Origin of the sequence: Citrobacter sp. W9 (genome assembly GCF_026719375.1) — a bacterium.
Taxonomy (GTDB): Bacteria; Pseudomonadota; Gammaproteobacteria; order Enterobacterales; family Enterobacteriaceae; genus Citrobacter; species Citrobacter werkmanii.
Genome location: NZ_JAPPTE010000018.1, coordinates 22,186 through 39,773, shown reverse-complemented (window position 1 = coordinate 39,773; position 17,588 = coordinate 22,186). Strand labels below are relative to the sequence as shown.

The window sequence follows — 17,588 nt, the reverse complement described above, 5'->3', positions numbered from 1 at the left end:
TATCCTTTGCTTAATTAACATCGTAAAAACATAATATATTCAGCACCATTATATTTACAGGTAATATAAGGAGATATATCCATGTTTACGCAATACCGAAAAACACTTCTCGCTGGAACGCTTGCACTGGCATTTGGATTAACTGTGGGGAATTCGTTTGCCGCAGGTTTTCAACCCGCCCAACCCGCAGGTAAACTGGGTGCAATAGTTGTTGATCCTTATGGAAATGCCCCACTTACCGCACTGATTGAATTAGATAGTCACGTTATTTCGGATGTTAAAGTCACCGTTCATGGTAAAGGTGAAAAAGGGGTTCCGGTTACTTATACCGTTGGCAAAGAATCACTCGCCACTTACGATGGCATTCCTGTTTTTGGCCTTTATCAAAAGTACGCTAATAAAGTTACCATCGAATATAAAGAAAATGGCAAGGCGATGAAGGAAGATTACGTGGTGCAAACATCTGCCATCGTTAATCACTACATGGATAACCGTTCTCTTTCTGATTTACAGCAAACTAAAGTTATTAAGGTTGCTCCCGGCTTTGAAGACCGTCTGTATCTGGTGAATACCCATACTTTCACCGCGCAGGGCGCAGAATTCCACTGGCATGGTGAAAAAGACAAAAATGCCGGCATCCTTGATGCGGGCCCCGCAGGTGGCGCATTACCCTTTGATATCGCCCCTTTTACCTTCGTCGTCGATACGGAAGGTGAATATCGTTGGTGGTTGGATCAGGATACCTTCTATGACGGCCATGACATGGATATCAATAAGCGCGGTTACCTGATGGGCATTCGGGAAACACCGCGCGGAACCTTCACCGCCGTGCAGGGTCAGCACTGGTATGAATTCGATATGATGGGACAGATTCTGGCCGACCATAAGCTGCCGCGTGGATTCCTTGACGCATCGCATGAATCGATCGAAACGGTCAATGACACCGTACTGCTTCGCGTAGGTAAACGCGATTATCGCAAGGAAGATGGCATTCACGTGCAAACTATCCGCGACCAGATTATTGAAGTCGACAGATCCGGTCGCGTTGTTGACGTATGGGATCTGACAAAAATTCTCGACCCGATGCGTGATGCCCTGCTGGGTGCACTGGACGCAGGCGCGGTATGCGTCAACGTCGACCTCGCGCACGCAGGCCAACAGGCGAAACTGGAGCCAGATACTCCCTATGGTGATGCCCTCGGCGTTGGTGCGGGTCGTAACTGGGCTCACGTCAACTCCATTGCCTATGACGCTAAAGATGACTCTATCATTATCTCTTCCCGCCATCAGGGGGTCGTAAAAATTGGTCGGGATAAACAGGTGAAGTGGATCCTGGCGCCATCTAAAGGTTGGAATAAAGCGCTGGCAAGCAAGTTGTTAAAACCGGTAGATGCTAAAGGCAACGTGCTAAAATGTGATGAAAATGGCAAGTGTGAAAACACTGATTTCGATTTTACCTACACCCAGCACACCGCATGGCTCTCCAGCAAAGGGACATTAACCATTTTTGATAACGGCGATGGCCGTGGACTCGAACAACCCGCTTTGCCGACGATGAAATACTCCCGTTTTGTCGAATATAAAATTGATGAGAAAAAAGGAACCGTCCAACAAATTTGGGAATACGGAAAAGAGCGCGGCTATGATTTTTATAGTCCTATCACTTCAGTTATCGAATATCAAAAAGATCGCGATACCATGTTTGGCTTTGGTGGATCGATTAATTTATTTGACGTTGGACAACCGACCATTGGCAAAATCAATGAAATTGACTACAAGACAAAAGAAGTCAAAGTTGAAATTGATGTCCTTTCCGATAAACCGAACCAAACACACTACCGTGCATTACTGGTCCACCCACAACAAATGTTTAAATAATCACGTTAGATTAAGGATTAATTATGTCGTCTAAATGGATCACTTCATTATTTAAAAGCGTGGTATTAACCGCCGTACTTGCCTCATCGTTTACAGCATCGGCTTTTACCGAGGGCACTGACTATATGGTGCTGGAGAAACCGATTCCTAATGCGGATAAGACGTTAATCAAAGTATTCAGCTACGCCTGTCCGTTCTGCTACAAATACGATAAAGCCGTAACGGCTCCCGTGTCAGAAAAAGTAGCCGACGTGGTTACCTTCACACCATTTCATCTGGAAACCAAAGGGGAATACGGCAAACAGGCCAGTGAGGTATTTGCGGTAATGATCAATAAGGATCAGGCAGCAAGAATTTCATTGTTTGACGCCAAATCTCAGTTCAAAAAAGCCAAGTTCGCCTATTACGCAGCCTACCACGACAAGAAAGAGCGCTGGTCAGACGGTAAAGATCCTGCCTCATTCATTAAGACGGGGCTGGATGCTGCGGGTATGAGTCAGGCGGATTTTGAAACCGCATTGAAGGACCCCGCCGTCCAGCAAACGCTGGAGAAATGGAAAGCGGCATATGATGTCGCCAAAATTCAGGGCGTACCGGCTTATGTCGTCAACGGCAAATACCTGATCTACACCAAAAACATCAAATCCATTGATTCTATGGCTGAGCTTGTCAGAGAGCTGGCGGCAAAATAAACAGGGACCCGGCTATGGCTTTCATTAAAGGACTGTGGCGAGACTTATGTATTGCACCGGTTGATACCCTGGTGAGATGGCAGGAACGGCGCTTTCTGTGGTTACTGATGGCTTGCGCAATGGGTGGGTTAATTATTCTGGCGCACTCTTTCTTCCAAATCTATCTCTACATGGCTCCCTGCGAACAATGTGTATACATTCGCTTTGCCATGTTCGTGATGGTTTTTGGTGGGCTAATCGCGGCGCTTAACCCCAAAAATGTTGTTCTGAAGCTCATCGGCTGCATCGCGGCATTTTACGGCAGCATCATGGGCATTAAGTTTTCCATCAAACTTAACAGCATTCATTATGCAGTACATAACCCGGACCCAGATTCACTGTTTGGCGTACAGGGATGTTCCACCGATCCGACCTTCCCGTTCAATTTGCCGCTGGCAAACTGGGCGCCAGAATGGTTTAAGCCCACAGGAGACTGCGGCTATGATGCGCCCATTGTTCCCGATGGCGTGGCGCTCAGCAGTATGCAAAAGTGGTTTGTCGATCTGTACCAACAGTCGGAAGGTTGGTATCTCCTGCCGCCGTGGCATTTTATGAATATGGCGCAGGCCTGCCTGCTGGCTTTTGGCGTATGTTTGCTGCTGTTAGTGATAATGAGCGGCGCCTGGGCAATCAAACTGACCAGAACTAAATAGCCAGACTGCAATAACAAAAAACCGAAGCCAGAAAACTGACTTCGGTTTTTTTATCCCTGGCACGACAAGCGTGGTAATGAGCAATTAGCTGGCTTTACGCTCATGCGCCTGACGGTAAGCCACCAGGTCTTCGATAGTGACCACAGCCATATTGTGCTTGCCGGCAAATTCGATGCACTCCGGCGCGCGCGCCATGGTGCCATCGTCATTGGTCAGTTCGCACAGCACACCGGCGGGTTTAAAGCCTGCCAGCGTCATCAGATCGATGGTGGCTTCAGTGTGACCGCCGCGAGTCAACACACCGCCTGCCTGAGCACGCAGCGGGAAAACGTGTCCCGGGCGGTTCAGATCGGAAGGTTTTGCGCCATCCTTAATTGCCGCACGTACCGTAGTGACACGGTCTGCAGCGGAAACGCCGGTGGTCACGCCTTCGGCGGCTTCAATGGTCACGGTAAAACCGGTACCGTAAGCACTGGTGTTATTTTCCACCATCATTGGCAGATCGAGCTGTTTGCGTCGGTCTTCAGTGATGCACAGGCAAACAATACCGCTGCCGTGACGGATGGTCAGCGCCATCTGTTCAACGGTCATGGTCTCTGCCGGGAAAACCATATCGCCTTCGTTTTCACGATCTTCGTCGTCAAGCACCATTACACCGCGTCCTTCACGCAGCGCAGACAGCGCATGTTCAACACGTTCGAAAGGCGTACCAAAAGAGGAAAGTAGCGTCTGATTCATGGTAAAAAAACCTCACTAAAATTATGGTTACCAGAATCAGGGCAGTCTTAGGAGTACCGTCTAAGCGGCAAAAAAATAACGTGAGCGGGTCCATGCCCGACTGGATCGTTACTCTCTCCCATCCGGACTCTAACCGTCGGCCCCGGAATTACACCGGATCTGCTGACCTTTGAGTTTGCACCCAAAGCGCTCGCGGGCTTTCAGCATTAAGCTGATTTACCGCCGGTGGGGAATTTCGCCCCGCCCTGAGAATAAGCGGGTTAACTATAACGCTATTGATTACCTTCATCAACGCCTTTACTCGACTTAGCTTCACACAATTCTGGTTTATGCCTGCGCCCATTCGCACTACAATAAGCAGCAACACGTACCAGTTCAGGGAAACCACAATGATTGACCCGAAAAAAATTGAGCAGATTGCTCGTCAGGTTCACGAGTCGATGCCGAAAGGGATCCGGGAGTTTGGGGAAGACGTCGAGAAGAAAATTCGTCAAACGCTGCAGTCACAACTGACCCGTCTGGACCTGGTAAGCCGTGAAGAGTTTGATGTGCAGACTCAGGTTTTGCTGCGTACCCGTGAAAAGTTGGCGCTGCTTGAACAACGCCTGACTGAGCTGGAAGCGCGTGAAAAAACGGCAGAAGTTAAGCCTGCCCCTGCGATCCCCTCAGTCGATCCGCAAGAGTAAAAACGACAACGGGCCGCAAGGCCCGTTTTTCTGTTAGTGTTCCAGCTCGAGTTTCTTCGCCTCTGTCGCCTGCTGGCAGTACAGCGCATAACGTTTACAAAACCAGCTACGATGTTCCTCATCCATATTGCCCGTGACGGCCTGGATATCAACAGGGTGGCCCTCAGCCTGCATCCTGGCAAAACTGCGGGCCAGGAAATCGAAATTGTTCATTGAATACATGTTGCTGTGCATGAGCATACCCTCCAGTTATTGAATATCTGCTAAGGCCATATGCTTTTTCTGATTTCAGTATTTCCCTATACGCGAAATGGTTTTGTACATAATGTGCGCAAATTTATAGCCCAGGCTCACACTTTCCTATGAAACCTATGCCTCGTGCGGAGAGTGAAAAGATGCTGTAGCAAAACGCGACAATCGCCGCCTTTGAGACAGAGCGTCATCGTAAAGCTGAACCGCTGAAAAACAGTCCACAGCCTGTTGAAAAAACCACTGAAGAATAAGAAACAGAAATGCCGGATGGCAACGCTCACGCGTTTTATCCGGCCCACAATCTCGTAGGTCGAATAAGGTGTTTCCACCGCCATCCGGCAAACTTCCCGGCGATTATTTATCGCTGTCTTTTTGGATCTTTTTGATGATATTAGTCGTTGAGCAGCCGTCTTCGAAGTTCAGCACCAGCACTTCACCGCCGTTCGCCCACACCTCTTTGCTGCCCGCAATATCTTCCGGCTTATAATCGCCGCCTTTTACCAGCAGATCCGGCAGGATGCCCGCAATCAGACGCTGCGGTGTATCTTCTTCAAAAGAGACCACCCAGTCGACGGACTCCAGCGCGCCCAGTACGATCATCCGCTGTTCCAGCGGGTTGACCGGACGCGTTTCGCCTTTCAGACGTTTGGTCGAAGCATCGCTGTTTACCGCTACGATCAAGCGATCGCCCAGCTTGCGTGCGTTTGCCAGATAGGAGACGTGCCCCGCATGCAAAATGTCGAACACCCCGTTGGTCATTACCACTTTCTCACCGCGCTTGCGGGCGCTGGCAACGGCCTGTTTCAGCTCAGATTCGCTCATCACGCCAAAACCAGTATCTGCCCGACCGCGAACGGCGTTTTCCAGTTCAATGGGAGAAACGGTTGAAGTCCCCAGTTTACCTACGACAACACCGGCTGCGGCGTTAGCAAAGTAGCACGCTTCTTCCAGAGAGTTACCCGCCGCCAGCGTCGCCGCCAGCACGCCAATAACCGTATCGCCCGCGCCGGTCACGTCATACACTTCCTGCGCCTGAGTCGGCATATGCAGCGGTGCTTTGCCCGGTTGCAGCAGCGTCATCCCCTGCTCGGAACGCGTGATCAGCAAAGAGGAAAGGTCGAAATCAGCAATCAATTTCATGCCGCGTTCCACCAGCTCATCTTCGCTTTTGCACTTACCAACAACCGCTTCAAACTCAGACAGATTCGGCGTCAGCAGCGTAGCGCCACGGTAGCGTTCAAAATCGGTTCCTTTCGGATCGATAAGCACCGGAACTCCGGCCTTACGCGCCAGCGCAATCATCTGCTGCACGCTTGCCAGCGCGCCTTTGGCGTAATCAGAGAGCACCAGCGCGCCGATAGAACCCAGCGCCTGATTAATACGCTCGTGCAACGGCTGCGGATCCACACCTTCAAAACCTTCTTCGAAATCCAGGCGAATCAGCTGCTGGTTACGGGAAAGTACGCGCAGTTTGGTAATCGTCGGATGGGTTGGTACGGAGACGAAATCACATTTTACGTTCACATCCGCCAGCGTTTTGCTCAGCGCACGCGCCGCGTCGTCAATACCGGTCAGGCCCACCAGACGCGAATTCGCTCCCAGGGAGGCAATGTTCATCGCCACGTTTGCTGCGCCACCGGGACGTTCTTCGATGGTATCCACTTTCACCACCGGAACCGGCGCTTCAGGCGAAATACGGCTGGTAGGACCGTACCAGTAGCGATCCAGCATCACATCACCGACAACCATGACTCCTGCACGTTCAAACTCTGGCAGCGTTACTTTCATTCCTGTCTCCTGAGAGATTCTCTGAGGGTCTTAAAATTTGCGCGCGATAATAGCACACTTCACTCGGCAACCAGCCACTTCTGCCAGCTGTCGCGCACCAGCGTACGTTCAGCCTCAAAGCACTCTGGCGCCACATGGCCCGGAAGCTCCTGCAAGGCAAGATGGTGAAGTTCATCACGCAGCGTCGTATAAGCATGGGTAAGCTCCAGCGCCTCCTGCTCTTCCATAATGTCATTTTGCGCCAGTAATTCCAGAATGCGCACGTTATCCGACCAACGCGTCAGCTTCGGTTTTTCATGGGCATAGCGCAGCACCAGGTATTGCGTAATGAACTCAATATCGGTAATGCCGCCTTCGTCCGCTTTGATATCAAAACGATCGCGATGCTTATTGCCCAAATGAGCACGCATTTTCTCACGCATTTCGCGCACCTCGGTTTGCAAGGTTTTTCCATCGCGGACGAGGGTCATGATATCGCGACGCACCGCGTCAAACTGAGAGGTCAACTGGGGGTCACCGTATACTACGCGCGCGCGCACCAGCGCCTGATGTTCCCATGTCCAGGCTTCGTTACGCTGGTAATCGGAGAAAGCATCCGCTGATGTTACCAGCATCCCCGCCGCACCGGACGGACGCAGCCGCGCATCCACTTCATACAAAATACCGGAGGAGGTACGGGTACTGAAAAGGTGCATAATGCGCTGCGCAAGACGCAGATAGAACTGTCGCCCGTCAATCTCACGTTCGCCATCCGTCATTACATCCATCGGACAATCGTGCAGGAAGATCAGATCGAGATCCGAGCTGTAACCCAACTCCCAGCCGCCCAGCTTGCCATAGCCGACCACGGCAAAACCGCGTCCCTCGCGATCGCCAAGATGGGTGGGTTGCCCGTAGCGAGCGACCATCTGCGTCCACGCCTGCTGGACTACCGCATCAATCATAGCTTCCGCCAGCCAGGTTAAGTGGTCGCTCACCTTCATCACCGGCAACGTACCGGCGATATCAGCCGCGGCAATACGTAACAGCTGGGTTTGCTTAAACTGGCGCAGCGCTTCCAGTTGTTGCTCTTCGTCATCTTCCGGCACGCGCAGTAAATACTGGCGCAGCTCATCACGGTAGGCATCTGTCGCCGTGGGTTGATACAGCGTGTTCGGATCCAACAGCTCGTCGAGCAACAGCGGATAGCGCGCCAGCTGGCTGGCGACCATCGGCGAGGCGGCACAGAGTGAAATCAGGTGCTTAAGCGCGCCGGGAAATTCGCTCAGCAGCTCCAGATAGGTTGTACGGGTGACAATGCCCACCAGCAGCGGCGTAATGCGCGATAGCGGAACTGAGGCGTCGTCACGCGAACAGACATCGCTCAGCAGATGCGGCATTAGATGATCCAGCACCTGGCGTCCGCGTGGGCCAATGGTGCGTTTATCCAGCTCTTTGCGGAAATCCGCGATCAGTGACAGGACGCGTCGCCGATCGTCATCCGCCAGATGCGTCAGCACCGGCGTGGTGTCATCTTCCTGTAAGGCGTCCTGCCACAGTTCGCGCCACTGTTCTGACAGCGACTCCTCCTGAGTTTCGGCTTCGTCATCGCCAATCAGTTCGTTAAATACCCGTCGCACATTGTGCATATGGCTCGCCAGCACATCGGTCAACTGCTGCCAGTCATCAACGTTCATTCCCCACGCCAGCCGCGCACGATTCAGTTCATCACCCGGCAGCGTCTGGGTCTGTTCATCATTGATGCTTTGCAGCAGGTTTTCCAGACGGCGTAAATAGAGATAGGCGGCGCGCAGTTGCTCCGCATCGGTGTCTGGCAACAGGTTTAACGCATTGATGGCGCTCAGCGTCGGTAACAGTGAGCGGGATTGCAGCGACGGCTCGCGTCCGCCGCGAATAAGCTGGAAGACCTGCACGATAAATTCGATTTCACGAATACCGCCCGCCCCCAGCTTAATGTTGTCCTTCAGTCCGCGACGGCGCACTTCACGGGCAATCATCCCTTTCATGTTACGCAGAGACTGGATCACGCTGAAATCGATATAACGACGGAAGACAAACGGTCGCAGCATGGCGCGGAGTTCATTGACGTAAGTGCCATCAGCATCGCCCATAATGCGGGCTTTGACCATTGCATAACGTTCCCAGTCGCGGCCTTGTTCCTGGTAATAATCCTCCAGCGCGGAGAAGCTCAGCACCAGTGGACCACTGTCGCCAAATGGGCGTAGACGCATGTCCACCCGATAAACAAAGCCATCCATTGTGGGCTGATCCAGGACCTTGATGAGCCGCTGGCCCATACGGGTAAAGAACTGCGCGTTATCCAGCTCGCGTCGCCCGCCCTGCGTACTGCCGTGCTCCGGCCAGGCAAAAATCAGGTCGATATCGGAGGAAAAATTCAGCTCGCCGCCGCCCAGTTTCCCCATGCCTAAAATCAGCAGCGGTTGCGCAACACCTTCAGGATTACAAGGCGTTCCCCATTCTCGACAGCAGGCGGCGTATAACCAGTCACGCGCGGCAACGATCAGCGTTTCAGCCAGATGGCTTAGCTGCTGCAAGATACTCTCTTCCGTCACCAGCGACAGCGTCTGCGCCCACGCGATACGCACCATAATGCGACGGCGAAACAGGCGTAGCTCACGCATCAGCGTGTTTTCATCGCTGACGTCGGTCAACGCCTGCTGTAACCAGGCGGCATAGTGTCGCCATTCGTCGGCCTGAGGCGCTGCGCTTTCCAGCTCGACCAGCCATTCAGGATGGGCAATAAGGCTGTCGCGAACAAAATCACTGAATGTAAGCACTGACTTCGCCTGCACGCTAAGCGAGGACTCAGATATTGCTGTTGGCAGCCGCTCAACAACGGTCGGCCAGTACTGCTGTAACGGTGAAGAGAGCTGCTTCATTTATGAGTTATCCTTTGAATAGCGCCAGATGGCGGCCTCAGTCCTGATTATCGTTTTCCGCTGTGCAGCCAGAACGGTTCCAGCGCGATTGCCTCATTACGGAAGTGTTCGATTTCTATATATTGGTTGGCCGCAATGGCGTGTCGCAGGCCCTGCCAGTTGGCGATCCATTCCGAGGCGACATTTTCGTCATAATATCCCGCCAGCATCAGCATGCTATCAATGTTACGCGTCAGGCGTGGAAGCTGATCGGCATAGCGATCGCCCAGCGGCTGAGCAAAAGCGGTTTTCAGTTCGGCGGCATGGCGCGAGAGATGAATATCTGAGAAACGCTTAAAGGAGTCGGCAATTTTACCCTGCGCCTTCGCATCAAGGAACGGCTGCCATCCTTTGGTTACCAGCCATTCGGTCAGCGCCAGTTTTGCCATCGCCGTTTGTGTGCTGTAAACCGCCGAAACGGCAGAAACGTCCGACGCCATGATTGCTTCCGACTGGGTCAGCAAATCACGTAAGTGAGCGCTCGCTTTTCGTGGCACATTACCGCCAAACAGCATCAGAATGTGGCGCACCAGGTCCATTGCCGCCAGTACCTCGGATTTCGCCCCCTTGACGCCGCGTACCCACAGCTCTTCATGGTACTGCCACTGGGATAATGCCAGCTCCAGCGCCGCTTCCAGACCTTGCTCGATGCTCGCCTTCGCCGGAACCCGCAAAATGCGCGTCGGTTTGAGTTCACGCGGCGCATTCCCCTGAGCCAAATGATAGCCACGCGCCGCTTTGCTCAGGCTGCCCTGACGTAAACCGGTTTGCGAAACCAGCTGATTTGCCAGCTTCAATACCGCACGGGTATCGCCGCTTAGCAGTTCCAGTTCAAGCTCACAGATAGGCTCAGCAAACTCGCCCGCTTTCACTTCCCCAAGGTCGAGGGCTATCTCAATCCGGCTACCGTCAACATCAAGGCACCATTTTTCACGGTAAAAATCGGTGCTAAACAGCGGCTGCACCTGAGAAGCGAGTTCCGTGGGTAGCTTGCCATCAGGCCAGACTTCAGCGGGAAACAGGGCGAGATCCAGCTCAGGCGTGCTCAGCGCAACGTTATATTCTGGTCGCTGATGCAGACCGCCCGTTACCCGTCCGGCAATTTTCATGGTCATTTCATAATGACCGTTTTCCCCGCGAATACGCAGGCCCATATCGTGACCACGCAACCAGGCATCCGGCGTTTCGTAGTAGATATTCAGCAACTGGCTGGGCGCGTGATGCTCTCCTCCCAGCGTATTCAGACGCTCACGTAGCGCATCTACAGCATCACTATTGACGATAAATTTTAATTCGATTTCCTGGGCCATGGTCTTGTACTTATGGGTTATGTCACAGTTGAGAAAACTGACTGCGAACTAAGTTCGTTCTTAATGGTCAAGTAGATAGTATTTTGCGCCAAATTGCCATGCAACGAGCAATTTGACGGGCGTAAAAGTTTCGGGTGGTGGCAAAAAGGACACAGATGATTCCGATTGATGTCGAATGCTTTGCGTAGAGACACTGATGCCACTACTATCGTTCCACTTTCTATGACAATAACGACAGCCTGATGCCAAAATTACGCCTGATTGGATTAACTTTACTCGCACTTAGCGCCACTGCAGTCTCACATGCCGAAGAAAAGCGCTATGTCTCTGACGAACTGAACACCTGGGTCCGCAGCGGTCCGGGAGATAATTATCGCCTCGTGGGTACGGTTAACGCCGGCGAGGAAGTCACGCTATTACAGACCGATGCCAACACCAACTATGCCCAGGTGAAAGACAGCACCGGACGTACCGCCTGGATCCCACTGAAAGAGCTGAACAGTACGCCAAGCCTGCGTACCCGCGTTCCCGATCTGGAAAACCAGGTTAAGACGCTGACAGATAAGCTCAATAATATCGATACTACGTGGAATCAGCGCACCGCCGATATGCAGCAAAAAGTGTCGCAAAGCGACAGCGTGATCGACGGGCTGAAACAAGAAAATCAGAAGCTGAAAAACGAACTTATCGTGGCGCAAAAGAAGGTGAGCGCAGCCAACCTGCAGCTTGATGACAAACAGCGCACCATCATCATGCAGTGGTTTATGTACGGCGGCGGCGTGCTGGGTCTTGGTCTGCTGCTCGGCCTGGTTCTGCCGCACATGATCCCAAGCCGTAAACGCAAAGATCGCTGGATGAACTGAATCGCCTTCTCCGCCACACTGACATATGATTAAGGGATGATTTTTTTCAAAAGGAAAGTGGCGTGAAGATTTATCTGGTCGGTGGTGCTGTTCGGGATGCGTTAATAGGGCTACCGGTTAAAGATAAAGATTGGGTCGTTGTCGGCGCCACGCCACAAGAAATGCTCGATGCGGGCTACCAGCAGGTAGGCCGCGATTTTCCCGTGTTTCTGCATCCGCAAACCCGGGAAGAGTATGCGCTGGCGCGAACCGAGCGTAAATCAGGCTCGGGGTATACCGGATTCACCTGTTACGCCGCGCCGGATGTAACGCTGGAGGACGATCTTCAACGTCGCGACCTGACCATCAACGCAATGGCCCGCGATGACGACGGGAAGATTATCGACCCGTATAACGGAGGCAGCGATCTGCAAAACCGTCTGCTGCGCCATGTTTCTCCCGCCTTTAGCGAAGATCCGCTGCGCGTACTGCGCGTGGCGCGCTTTGCTGCCCGCTATGCGCACCTCGGTTTTCGTATCGCTGACGAAACCATGACATTGATGCGCGACATGACCGCTGCCGGTGAACTGGAACATCTGACGTCAGAGCGGGTGTGGAAAGAAACGGAAAACGCCTTAACTACCCGTAATCCCCAGGTGTTCTTTCAGGTTCTGCGCGACTGCGGTGCGCTGCGCGTTCTGTTTCCTGAAGTTGATGCCCTGTTCGGCGTTCCAGCACCCGCGAAGTGGCACCCGGAAATCGATACCGGTATTCACACCCTGATGACGCTGTCGATGGCCGCCATGTTAAGCCCCGAGGTCGACGTGCGCTTTGCCACGTTGTGCCACGATCTTGGCAAAGCATTAACGCCTAAAGCGCTGTGGCCACGCCATCACGGTCATGGTCCGGCGGGCGTCAAGTTGGTCGAGCAACTGTGTCAACGCCTGCGCGTACCAAATGACATCCGTGATTTAGCCAAACTGGTGGCTGAGTTCCACGATCTCATTCATACCTTCCCAATCCTGCAGCCAAAAACCATCGTTAAGCTGTTTGATTCCATCGATGCCTGGCGTAAACCACAGCGCGTGGAGCAAATCGCTCTGACCAGCGAGGCAGACGTGCGTGGGCGTACCGGCTTTGAAGCGGCGGATTATCCGCAAGGCAGGCTGTTGCGTGAAGCCTGGCAGGTTGCGCAGGCGGTGCCAACGAAAGACGTCGTTGAGGCAGGATTCAAAGGTCAGGCGATTCGCGAGGAATTGACCCGGCGTCGTATTGCGGCGGTGGCCACCTGGAAGCAAGAAAAGGCGATCGGTTAAAAAAACTTGCCCCTGTAAAGGGGCAAGTTGAGCTCTTATCAGACGGAATTATTCTTTGATAAATTGAATAGAAGAAACTTTATCATTAAAGCCATCACGTATTGCGGCACTGCCGGCCGTGATATCGATATAATTACCTTTATAATTCCCGTTTGCATATAGCCGGGCTTTGTAACCCTGAGCGACCTGAATTGAAGATAGCGCATCATTGAGGCTGTAAGTTGACAGATCCTTAATGTCACCATCCATAACAAGAGAACGCCCTTCCAGTCCGTAGTCCTCGTAAGCAATTGCCTTGATAATTTTTACGGATGATATCGCATTATTACCACTACTCAGCGCGGAGTTACTTTCCAGAAGCGCTATTTTTGTCCCCGAATAATTACAGTTTGTAAAAGCATTCACACCCAAACTACCCTCAGCAATTTTTACTGAAGAGATAGTGTCATTCATTTTTTTGCCTGTTGCGGATTTAACATCGGCTAAACATGAAATATCATCATTAGTCTGAATATCATCACCCAGATAATTTATATCAGTGTAGAGCGTTGCACCTTTCTCTTTTGCAACTGAGGTAGTCAGAATATCATCAACAATATTCCCTAACTCATAATCTGCCGTATCGCCACTGATATCCCAGATAATCGCACCACCAAATCCTTGCTGGTTGATGTAATCTACTTTTTCACGAATAGATTGCGGATCATCATAGGTTAAAAACTCCTGACTGCCTACGCTATATAAATAAGGAACATGTGACTGCGGATCCCAATACCGTTTGTATTCGCCACTGGCTAGTTTTTCTTTCAGAACATACCACGGGTTGGTGCCAGTATATTGCCCCTCATCATCCCATGCGCCTTTTACAGACGCCTCACCCGGCGCGAATAGCCCCGGCAGTCCCGCTTCAATTTGTGTAGCAGGAACAGACCCCCATCCTCTTCCGTAATATGGAACGCCCATCATTAATTTTTCTTTAGGAATCTGCCAAACATCCGCATATTCACTCATCGCAGAGGAGACATTCAACTTCTGATCGTCATCTTTTTGATTGGCGAAAAGCGGAGCATTGTGGCCCGTTTTTGCATCAAAAGCGCCGTGAATGTCGTATGCCATCACGTTGATACTGTCGAGGTAATCTGCGGTGACAGCCGGGTTAATATAAGCCACATTGTTATGGTTGGTTGTGACAGCGGCAGAAAGTTGATAGTACTTATCGTCTTTGCGCCCCTGCTCATCAAGTTTGGCGCGTAATGATTTGATAAGTTTAGTAAACTGCGCTTTTTCGCTGTCGTTGTCCGGATACTCCCAGTCAATATCCAGACCATCAAAATTCCATGCTTGGACATAATCGACCATGCTGTTCGCCAACTTCTCAACGCCTTCATCTGTGCGAGTTGCCGCTTCAAACACGCCTTCCTGTGAGTTATCCCAACCACCAACAGAAAGCATAAACGTGACATTATTTTTTTCTGTAAGCTTGTCAAGCTCACGCATTAAATTAGGCGCCTGCGTAGTATCATGCATCGTCACTACACCGTTTTTAACTACGGCAAAACCATAGTTAAGATGGCTCAGGCCCTTATAGTTCACCTTATCGGGGGTAAAGTAATTATGCGCCTCGTAAACCCCCCATTCAGGAAAATAGCCAATCACTTTGCGCTGTGATTTAACCCTTTTCTTCTCACTATTTTGCAGTTCTTCCGCTTTCTGCCCTGTATAAGGGGTAAACTGAAATTCTGAGTAAATGTTAAAATTGACTTTATCGCCCTTTTTCCATACAGAATCCGTGGAAGGACTAACCCCTTGATCAACCCACCATTGCGCCGTCCAGTAATAGCCCAGGAAGCGAACTTTCTCTCCACCTCTATAGGTAGAGTTTGGATCATAAGGCTGAGATATAATAGCAAGCTCATCTTTGGCGGCAATAATTCCATAGGTTGAACCCGGAAAGTTATTCTGACTTTCGTCAGTATAGGCTTCCCAGGTATTTCCCAAATCTTTCGAAATCATCATCCAGGCATCAAGGCCAGAAAAACTATTGGTATCATCGTTATGCGTAACAGAAGCCGCAGATGCCAGGAAAGGAACCCCTATGGCGGCAAAAATAACTGACTGTGCAATCTTGTTTAATTTCATAACTTACTCCATTCAAACGCCATCCATTTAAGAAACAAATATATGTAAATTTAACTTTGCTGCAGTCACATTATTTAACAAAGCAAATAAAGCATACAACTCTTTATGCAGTGTTTAATTAAAAATAAGACTAAAGTGATGAATTAATTTCCCATATAAATCATCAGTACCATAGCATGCAGGCACAACAATCATATGCAGTATATTAATTGAAGCGAATTATTAATTGTGGAAATAAAAACATCCTGTAAAAAAACAGGATGTTTTCATCAAATTATTCAGAAGAACACGACGTAAACGGCGGCCGCCACAATAAAGCGGTAAATCGCAAAAGGAATAAACGAGATGCGTTTAATCAGTTGCAGGAAGGTTTTGATCGCCACCAGCGCCACGATAAACGCTGTCACGAAACCGACTGCAAACATCGGAATATCTGACGCGCTGAGGAAAGACCAGCTCTTGTAGAGATCCAGGGCGGTCGCGCCCATCATCATCGGCACCGCCAGCAGGAAAGAAAACTCAGATGCCGCATAACGACTCACCCCCATCAGCATACCGCCAGAAATCGTCGCCCCGGAGCGGGAAAAACCCGGCCACAACGCCAGACACTGGAAACAACCGATCATAAACGCCTGGCGATAGGTCATATCATCCAGCCCCGGCGCACGCGGCTCTTTCGGCTTCAGGCATTCTGCGGCTATCAGCAGCAGGCCCCCTACCACCAGCGCATACATCACGTTGATCGGGTTAAACAGCGATTTGATGGTATCGTGGAAAACCAGTCCCAGGACAACGGCCGGAATCATCCCGAGCAGGATATGGCCCAGCGTCAACCGACCTTTGCCAGTACCTTCGTGTGGGGCTTTGCCAAAGTGAATGCCAATCAGGCCAAACAGACGTCGCCAGAACATCACCACGACGGCCAGAATAGAGCCCAGTTGGATCACCACTTCAAATGTTTTTGCGGTATCACCCTCAAAACCCAACAGGTGGCCAACAATAATCATATGGCCGGTACTGGAAACGGGTAAAAACTCCGTCAAACCTTCGACCACACCCAAAATTGCCGCCACCAGCAGCGAGTGCATATCACTCATCAATAAACCCCTACATAAAGAAACCACGGCAAAAAAGAGCCGACGAAAGGACCCTTTTATACCTGTTTGTTTTAGAAATTATTAAATTAATTATTTTCTTTCAGATTATTGCCACGCTCAATGATAACCCCGACGTTTGCCGCACGCGCCACCGCGCCAGGCTTACTGAGTTTGATACGCACCCATGGGGAATTAAAGCGACTCAGCAGGAGGTCCGCCACCTCTTCCGCTACGCGCTCTACCAGCGCAAAACGTCCGCCTTCCACATGATTAACAACCGTTTGAGCAATATCAGCATAGCTCAGGCAATCTGCGACATCATCGCTTTTAGCCGATTTACGGTTATCCCATGCCATTTCGATATCGAACACCAATTTTTGCTCGATCGTTTGTTCCCAGTCGTAAACACCGATAGTGGTGATTACTGAAAGTTGCTCTATAAATACAATATCCATCACGACCCGCCTGCTTTTTGACTAACCCGGATACCACTTCCGGCGAAATATGCGTATTATCCATAGAAGTAGCGTTTTACACGACATTTTCAAAACGGAACAGCTTATGAGTGCAATCGCGCCTGGAATGATTATCTTCGCGTACCTCTGCGGCTCTATTTCCAGTGCCATTCTGGTATGCCGCCTCGCTGGATTGCCGGACCCGCGTGACAGCGGCTCCGGCAATCCGGGCGCGACAAACGTGCTGCGCATCGGTGGTAAGGGAGCCGCCGTCGCCGTACTGATTTTCGACGTACTGAAAGGCATGTTACCCGTCTGGGGCGCCTATGCGCTAGGCGTCAGCCCCTTCTGGCTGGGATTGATAGCGATCGCTGCCTGTCTGGGACACATCTGGCCGGTATTCTTCGGCTTTAAGGGTGGGAAAGGCGTTGCCACCGCCTTTGGCGCAATTGCGCCAATTGGTTGGGACTTAACGGGCGTAATGGCGGGAACCTGGCTGCTGACCGTCTTGCTCAGCGGCTATTCGTCGTTGGGCGCTATCGTCAGCGCGCTGATCGCTCCCTTTTATGTCTGGTGGTTTAATCCCCAGTTCACTTTCCCGGTTTCCATGTTGTCGTGCTTAATTCTGCTACGTCACCATGACAACATTCAGCGTCTGTGGCGCCGTCAGGAGCCGAAGATCTGGACTAAACTGAAGAAAAAACGCGAAAGAGATCCTGAGTGACGGTACTGCCGGATGGCGACGCTAAAGCGTCTTATCCGGC

At 51.2% G+C, this 17,588-nt stretch carries 15 protein-coding genes and 1 riboswitch; of the genes, 7 read left to right on the top strand and 8 right to left on the bottom strand.

Going from position 1 to position 17,588, the window contains the following annotated elements:
• Positions 1–81: 81 nt before the first annotated feature.
• The 3 genes from OOJ59_RS21305 to dsbI are packed head-to-tail and all read left to right on the top strand — an operon-like array spanning position 82 to position 3,262.
• A complete protein-coding gene (locus tag OOJ59_RS21305) occupies positions 82–1,878 on the top strand; it encodes an aryl-sulfate sulfotransferase (protein WP_085048724.1) in 1,797 nt (598 codons plus the stop codon).
• A 23-nt stretch (positions 1,879–1,901) separates the two neighbouring features.
• Entirely contained in the window at positions 1,902–2,570 is a 669-nt protein-coding gene (locus OOJ59_RS21300) for a thiol:disulfide interchange protein DsbA/DsbL (RefSeq protein ID WP_160955875.1), read from the top strand.
• A gap of 14 nt (positions 2,571–2,584) precedes the next feature.
• Positions 2,585–3,262: a protein-disulfide oxidoreductase DsbI gene (gene dsbI, locus OOJ59_RS21295; protein ID WP_160955874.1), complete on the top strand. Its 678-nt coding sequence runs from the start codon at positions 2,585–2,587 to the stop codon at positions 3,260–3,262.
• Between the two features lie 84 nt (positions 3,263–3,346).
• Here dsbI and ribB read toward each other — a convergent pair whose 3' ends face one another.
• Positions 3,347–4,000, bottom strand: coding sequence for a 3,4-dihydroxy-2-butanone-4-phosphate synthase (gene ribB / locus OOJ59_RS21290; RefSeq protein WP_038633931.1), 654 nt, complete (start codon positions 3,998–4,000; stop codon positions 3,347–3,349).
• A gap of 106 nt (positions 4,001–4,106) precedes the next feature.
• Positions 4,107–4,257: riboswitch (FMN riboswitch) on the bottom strand.
• Positions 4,258–4,389: 132 nt separating this feature from the next.
• Between ribB and ubiK the strand changes: the two genes are divergently transcribed.
• The gene (gene ubiK / locus OOJ59_RS21285; RefSeq protein WP_038633935.1) at positions 4,390–4,686 is read left to right on the top strand and encodes a ubiquinone biosynthesis accessory factor UbiK; all 297 of its coding nucleotides are present in this window, start codon (positions 4,390–4,392) and stop codon (positions 4,684–4,686) included.
• Positions 4,687–4,719: 33 nt separating this feature from the next.
• On the opposite strand, the gene glgS is transcribed toward ubiK, so the two are convergent.
• The 4 genes from glgS to OOJ59_RS21265 form a co-directional block, all read right to left on the bottom strand.
• Entirely contained in the window at positions 4,720–4,926 is a 207-nt protein-coding gene (gene glgS, locus OOJ59_RS21280) for a cell surface composition regulator GlgS (RefSeq protein ID WP_087856824.1), read from the bottom strand.
• Positions 4,927–5,292: 366 nt separating this feature from the next.
• Positions 5,293–6,726, bottom strand: a complete 1,434-nt coding sequence (gene hldE / locus OOJ59_RS21275) for a bifunctional D-glycero-beta-D-manno-heptose-7-phosphate kinase/D-glycero-beta-D-manno-heptose 1-phosphate adenylyltransferase HldE (RefSeq protein ID WP_121529556.1) — start codon at positions 6,724–6,726, stop codon at positions 5,293–5,295.
• A gap of 59 nt (positions 6,727–6,785) precedes the next feature.
• The gene (gene glnE, locus OOJ59_RS21270; RefSeq protein ID WP_160955873.1) at positions 6,786–9,626 is read right to left on the bottom strand and encodes a bifunctional [glutamate--ammonia ligase]-adenylyl-L-tyrosine phosphorylase/[glutamate--ammonia-ligase] adenylyltransferase; all 2,841 of its coding nucleotides are present in this window, start codon (positions 9,624–9,626) and stop codon (positions 6,786–6,788) included.
• A gap of 47 nt (positions 9,627–9,673) precedes the next feature.
• The gene (locus OOJ59_RS21265; RefSeq protein WP_038633946.1) at positions 9,674–10,975 is read right to left on the bottom strand and encodes a CYTH domain-containing protein; all 1,302 of its coding nucleotides are present in this window, start codon (positions 10,973–10,975) and stop codon (positions 9,674–9,676) included.
• 242 nt (positions 10,976–11,217) lie between these two features.
• On the opposite strand from OOJ59_RS21265, the gene OOJ59_RS21260 reads away from it, so the two are divergent.
• Both OOJ59_RS21260 and OOJ59_RS21255 read left to right on the top strand, forming a co-directional pair.
• Positions 11,218–11,838 carry a TIGR04211 family SH3 domain-containing protein gene (locus OOJ59_RS21260; protein WP_038633948.1) on the top strand — a complete coding sequence of 207 codons (621 nt, stop codon included), beginning with the start codon at positions 11,218–11,220 and terminating at the stop codon, positions 11,836–11,838.
• A 62-nt stretch (positions 11,839–11,900) separates the two neighbouring features.
• Entirely contained in the window at positions 11,901–13,133 is a 1,233-nt protein-coding gene (locus OOJ59_RS21255; protein ID WP_160955872.1) for a multifunctional CCA addition/repair protein, read from the top strand.
• 48 nt (positions 13,134–13,181) lie between these two features.
• Here the strand turns inward: OOJ59_RS21255 and OOJ59_RS21250 are convergent, their stop codons facing one another.
• The 3 genes from OOJ59_RS21250 to folB form a co-directional block, all read right to left on the bottom strand.
• Entirely contained in the window at positions 13,182–15,272 is a 2,091-nt protein-coding gene (locus OOJ59_RS21250; protein ID WP_160955871.1) for a glycosyl hydrolase family 18 protein, read from the bottom strand.
• Positions 15,273–15,550: 278 nt separating this feature from the next.
• Entirely contained in the window at positions 15,551–16,369 is an 819-nt protein-coding gene (bacA, locus tag OOJ59_RS21245; protein WP_038633957.1) for an undecaprenyl-diphosphate phosphatase, read from the bottom strand.
• An 86-nt stretch (positions 16,370–16,455) separates the two neighbouring features.
• Positions 16,456–16,824, bottom strand: coding sequence for a bifunctional dihydroneopterin aldolase/7,8-dihydroneopterin epimerase (folB, locus tag OOJ59_RS21240; RefSeq protein WP_038633959.1), 369 nt, complete (start codon positions 16,822–16,824; stop codon positions 16,456–16,458).
• Positions 16,825–16,930: 106 nt separating this feature from the next.
• Here folB and plsY point away from each other — a divergent pair, with 106 nt between their 5' ends.
• Entirely contained in the window at positions 16,931–17,548 is a 618-nt protein-coding gene (plsY, locus tag OOJ59_RS21235; protein ID WP_003828443.1) for a glycerol-3-phosphate 1-O-acyltransferase PlsY, read from the top strand.
• The last annotated feature ends 40 nt before the right edge of the window (positions 17,549–17,588 follow it).

Coding starts and splice junctions, on each gene's coding strand:
- OOJ59_RS21305 (WP_085048724.1), top strand. CDS start 82: ATGTTTACGCAATACCGAAAAACACTTCTCGCTGGAACGCTTGCACTG.
- OOJ59_RS21300 (WP_160955875.1), top strand. CDS start 1,902: ATGTCGTCTAAATGGATCACTTCATTATTTAAAAGCGTGGTATTAACC.
- dsbI (WP_160955874.1), top strand. CDS start 2,585: ATGGCTTTCATTAAAGGACTGTGGCGAGACTTATGTATTGCACCGGTT.
- ribB (WP_038633931.1), bottom strand. CDS start 4,000: ATGAATCAGACGCTACTTTCCTCTTTTGGTACGCCTTTCGAACGTGTT.
- ubiK (WP_038633935.1), top strand. CDS start 4,390: ATGATTGACCCGAAAAAAATTGAGCAGATTGCTCGTCAGGTTCACGAG.
- glgS (WP_087856824.1), bottom strand. CDS start 4,926: ATGCTCATGCACAGCAACATGTATTCAATGAACAATTTCGATTTCCTG.
- hldE (WP_121529556.1), bottom strand. CDS start 6,726: ATGAAAGTAACGCTGCCAGAGTTTGAACGTGCAGGAGTCATGGTTGTC.
- glnE (WP_160955873.1), bottom strand. CDS start 9,626: ATGAAGCAGCTCTCTTCACCGTTACAGCAGTACTGGCCGACCGTTGTT.
- OOJ59_RS21265 (WP_038633946.1), bottom strand. CDS start 10,975: ATGGCCCAGGAAATCGAATTAAAATTTATCGTCAATAGTGATGCTGTA.
- OOJ59_RS21260 (WP_038633948.1), top strand. CDS start 11,218: ATGCCAAAATTACGCCTGATTGGATTAACTTTACTCGCACTTAGCGCC.
- OOJ59_RS21250 (WP_160955871.1), bottom strand. CDS start 15,272: ATGAAATTAAACAAGATTGCACAGTCAGTTATTTTTGCCGCCATAGGG.
- bacA (WP_038633957.1), bottom strand. CDS start 16,369: ATGAGTGATATGCACTCGCTGCTGGTGGCGGCAATTTTGGGTGTGGTC.
- folB (WP_038633959.1), bottom strand. CDS start 16,824: ATGGATATTGTATTTATAGAGCAACTTTCAGTAATCACCACTATCGGT.
- plsY (WP_003828443.1), top strand. CDS start 16,931: ATGAGTGCAATCGCGCCTGGAATGATTATCTTCGCGTACCTCTGCGGC.